Origin of the sequence: Staphylococcus sp. HMSC062A01, from assembly GCF_001836805.1 — a bacterium.
Taxonomy (GTDB): domain Bacteria; phylum Bacillota; class Bacilli; order Staphylococcales; family Staphylococcaceae; genus Staphylococcus; species Staphylococcus haemolyticus.
Genome location: NZ_KV830631.1, coordinates 1 through 4,355, shown reverse-complemented (window position 1 = coordinate 4,355; position 4,355 = coordinate 1). Strand labels below are relative to the sequence as shown.

Here is a 4,355-nt window from a genome sequence, read left to right as displayed (position 1 = left end):
ATCAAGAGTTTATAAACTCTTGATACACCTTTTATAATGACAGGACTTCTGATAATCATCAGTTATGTTAAACTCTAACAAAAACTAAATTATCAGAAGAATTATCTAGGGTATTAAACATAGGTAAATCAATTTTCTATCGCCAATAGTATAAACATCATCCATATTAATCTGAAGATAGCTACATAATTCTTTAACAGCATAGCCTTTATTTGTATAAGGCGCCATAAACTCTATTAAATATGGTTTGTTTTGAGGTTTCTATGTTTAATCATTTAATTTTTCATTATATAAATCGAATAATTATAAAAAGTCATCATACTTTTTATTTTTTAAAAATATTTGAAAATTTAATAGTAATCCAATTATAAGATCAAATATCATTATCATTATAATCAAGGCAACTATAATCACTGTGACACTCGTTACATAACAAGCTAGTAATCTCCAGATAAAATTGACATTTTCACCAATTCCATAACTTAACATATTACAAAGTAGTAAAAGAATAATAATACCTATACTGTAAATTAAAATTGTCAGTGTATATTTTTTAATAACTCTATTAGGAAACAATAGTTCATCTATTAGGTTCTTTTTCACCAGTATCTCTCGTTCAATTCTATCTTTGTCACAGATTTTGATTTTACTATTTTTTATTTTTTCCTCTAATAAAATAACCTCGAACGATCTGCTAATTTTTAATAAATATGCAGGAAAAGCTAATGTTAAGCATAATGTAATTAATTCATTTACATTGTTCATGTAACTTATAAAATAGATGAAAGTTGCTACTAGTGCTCCTAAAAATATAGTTATATTAAGTTCTACATCAAATATTTTAAAAATATCTGCTCTATTCATCAGTTAATCATCCTTTCAAGGTTTATTAATACTAATAAATTATTAGATATAGGTATATCATATTATTAATTTAAGAAATTGTCTTTTATAATTTTACTTAATAATAAAAAAGTAGAACCATTTAAAATTAATGGTTCTACTTTTTAACTATTACTAATTTTAAAAATAAACTAATCTACAATATCTAAAAATATATGTTTAGTACTATTTTTGTTTAGTTATATCAAGTGATTTGGGAATTAACAAATAGACAACTATTGAAATGATAATCATGATAATCCCACCTACTAAAGCAGTTGCTACAAAAGCATCATTAAATGATGTTACAGCCTCGTTTGCAAGCTGTTTTATCCCCGTAGCTTTAGCTACTTCGACAGCGCCCACTACAGATTCTTCAGCTACATGAGCTAAATCTCCAACTATACCTTTTGATGAAAAAGATGAAATATCTAAAAATACACGATAAAGCATAGAAGATAGGCTACCAAGTACTGCTACACCAAAAACATTTCCAAGGTCATACATAGACTCTTCAACAGCAGCTGCATTACCTGCTTTTGATGTAGGTGTTTCTAACATTATTAGAGCAGATGCAACTGCTAGTGAAGCCATACCAGCTCCAACTAAAATTAATGCTAAAGCCATTGTAGAATATGATAATGGATGACCAAAGAAATACATAATAAACATGCCAATGGCTGCAATTCCAATTCCGGAAGGTAACACTATTTTCGGTCCAAATCGCGCCGCTAATCCGGGTGCAATTGGTGCAAACACCATATCTCCTATTGCCATAGGTAATAGGTATAAGCCAGCTTTAAAAGGAGAAAGTTCTTCCACAACCTGTAACCATTGTGAAGCTAATAACAAAACAGATGCCATTGCAAACATTGTCATAAATGCAGCAATTGTACCAGCTGAAAATGATCTCTTTTTAAAAAGTCTTACGTCTAACATTGGATCAGAACTTGATAAATTACGTTTAACAAATATCACTATCATGGTAATTGCTAATACTATTACAACCCATGGAATAATATCTGCTAGTCCTTCTTTTGAAAATTCTTTGATACTCCATACCAGTCCAATCATGCCTGCAATTGATAAAATTGTAGAAGGAATATCCCACGAGTGAGACTTTTCTTTTGATAACTTAGACTCTGGTAATAAAAATAAACCTGCTACAACTGCTATTATCGCAAACGGTACATTAATTAAAAATGCCGAGTGCCATGAAAATTGCTCAAGTAAAGCTCCTCCGATAATTGGTCCAAAAACAGCACCTATCGATGAAGCGATTGACCATACAGCTAATGCAGTGGCCCTTTCTTTAGGGTTTTCAAAAATTACTCTTATCATTGAAAGAGTAGTTGGCATTATTAAAGCACCTGCAATACCAAGTAAAAATCGAATAGCTATTACGAACTCTGCACTTTCTGCGAAAAATATAGCTAATGAAACGAGGCCAAATAAAGCAAATCCAGTTAATAATGCTTTTTTTCTTCCCCATTTATCAGCAAAGGCACTCAATGGAATTATAAAGCCAGCTAAAACAAGAGAGTATATATCAACTATCCATAACTGTTGGGTACCAGAAGGCTCTAACTCTCTTACTAATTCCGGTAAAGCCATAATTAATATTGTCATATCCATTGTAACAACAAACAAACTAACAGCTAATACTACTAGTGCAGTCCATCTTTTTTTTGATGTCATCATATCAGTAGTTTTTGTAAAAAATGAAATCATTTAAGTTCCCTCCAATCCTTATAGACCGTGCGATCGGTCTATAAGGATTGTAATCTATTTTTTTACATATTACAACAAAAAATCTTGCGAAATTTAAATGGCTGTATTGTGTTATACAATTATTCTTTGAATTTTTTGTGCTATCATTGATAGTACTTAATACTCATTAAAGGCGTGATGAACTTGAAAGATAAAATACTAGGTGTCGCAAAGGAATTATTTATAAAAAATGGATATAATGCCACTACTACTGGAGAAATTGTTAAATTATCAGAAAGTAGTAAAGGGAATCTTTATTATCACTTTAAAACAAAAGAAAATCTATTTTTAGAAATTTTAAATATAGAAGAATCTAAATGGCAAGAACAGTGGAAAAAGGAACAAATCAAATGTAAAACTAATAGAGAAAAATTTTATTTATATAATGAACTATCTTTAACAACCGAATACTATTATCCACTTCAAAACGCAATAATTGAATTTTGCACTGAATATTATAAAACTAATAGCATTAATGAAAAAATGAATAAATTAGAAAACAAATATATAGATGCTTATCATGTAATTTTTAAGGAGGGTAATTTAAATGGCGAATGGTGTATTAATGATGTTAATGCTGTTAGTAAAATAGCAGCAAACGCTGTTAATGGAATTGTTACCTTTACACATGAACAAAATATTAATGAAAGAATTAAACTTATGAACAAGTTCTCTCAAATTTTTTTAAATGGACTTAGTAAATAATTATATATATATTCTTGAAATACCAATAAATATTATTTCTAAATTACGTTCGTTTTTAAGACAAAATTTCAATAGTACTACACAAAAGGAGAGTGCGAATTCGCACTCTCTTTTCTTGTCTTATTATTAGAATCTCATAATAGATGAATAACATATAATTTAGGACGCTGTGAGAAGATCTCATTTGCATTAACAATCCATTTATCAAGATAATCCCTTACCATTTTTAATTCTATAAACTGTCTGTCTTGTGATATTAACCTCTTTCGCAATCTTACTAATTGCTTTGCCTTCTTCTAACATTTCAACAACACGATGGTAGATAATACGTTTTTGAGGATCTTTAGCATTAGGTGAATATAGTAAAGGGCGTCCTTTATACACACCTTTTTCTTTCGCAACTTGAATACCTTGTGCTTGTCTACGTTTACTTTCATTTCGTTCTTGTTCTGAAACCATTGCTAAGATTTGAACGATTAAATCTTTCATAAATTTATCTAATAGTGGATTACCAATCACTTCATTCATCATAGGTAAACTAGTAATCATCAATTGAACTTCTTTATCCTTTAAATAATTAACTGTGTTAATCACTTCATCATAATTACGACCTAAGCGATCAATCGATTCTACTACAAATCTATCGCCCATTCTCACAAAGTTAAGTGCTTCTTGAAATACGGGTCTATTTTCTACTGACTTTCCCGATTGTTTCTCTGTAAATATTTTCTCTACGCCAAATGTTTTCAAATTATCTAGCTGTCTCTCTAAATTCTGATCTACCGAAGATACTCTTGCATAACCTATAATCATTCATTTTCACTCCACAATTAATATACACCCTAATCATACGTTTAAGTTATTATAAATTCAATAACTCTCTTTGTATGATTAGGGTGTACTTAAAATATACATACACCTTAAATATTTAATTTTTCAATAATTATACTTGTTTAGTTTATTGTTGGTTCTGTTGCAAAGTTGAATTTATAGTATAA

General features: G+C 29.3%; 4 protein-coding genes and 1 pseudogene. 1 reads left to right on the top strand and 4 read right to left on the bottom strand.

What is annotated here, in order from left to right; all coding sequences use genetic code 11:
- Positions 1 to 105 precede the first annotated feature (105 nt).
- The 3 genes and pseudogenes from HMPREF2715_RS12455 to HMPREF2715_RS08415 all read right to left on the bottom strand — a co-directional run.
- Positions 106 to 240: pseudogene (locus tag HMPREF2715_RS12455) on the bottom strand (HAD hydrolase family protein); the annotation flags it as partial.
- A 63-nt stretch (positions 241 to 303) separates the two neighbouring features.
- Positions 304 to 864 (bottom strand): hypothetical protein, encoded by a 561-nt coding sequence (locus tag HMPREF2715_RS08420; RefSeq protein ID WP_001077893.1) that lies wholly within the window; start codon positions 862 to 864, stop codon positions 304 to 306.
- A gap of 204 nt (positions 865 to 1,068) precedes the next feature.
- Positions 1,069 to 2,613: a quaternary ammonium compound efflux MFS transporter QacA gene (locus HMPREF2715_RS08415; RefSeq protein ID WP_000622776.1), complete on the bottom strand. Its 1,545-nt coding sequence runs from the start codon at positions 2,611 to 2,613 to the stop codon at positions 1,069 to 1,071.
- A gap of 177 nt (positions 2,614 to 2,790) precedes the next feature.
- Here HMPREF2715_RS08415 and qacR point away from each other — a divergent pair, with 177 nt between their 5' ends.
- Positions 2,791 to 3,357, top strand: a complete 567-nt coding sequence (gene qacR, locus HMPREF2715_RS08410) for a multidrug-binding transcriptional regulator QacR (protein ID WP_001832666.1) — start codon at positions 2,791 to 2,793, stop codon at positions 3,355 to 3,357.
- A 204-nt stretch (positions 3,358 to 3,561) separates the two neighbouring features.
- On the opposite strand, the gene HMPREF2715_RS08405 is transcribed toward qacR, so the two are convergent.
- Positions 3,562 to 4,170, bottom strand: a complete 609-nt coding sequence (locus HMPREF2715_RS08405) for a recombinase family protein (protein ID WP_000583537.1) — start codon at positions 4,168 to 4,170, stop codon at positions 3,562 to 3,564.
- Positions 4,171 to 4,355: the final 185 nt, after the last annotated feature.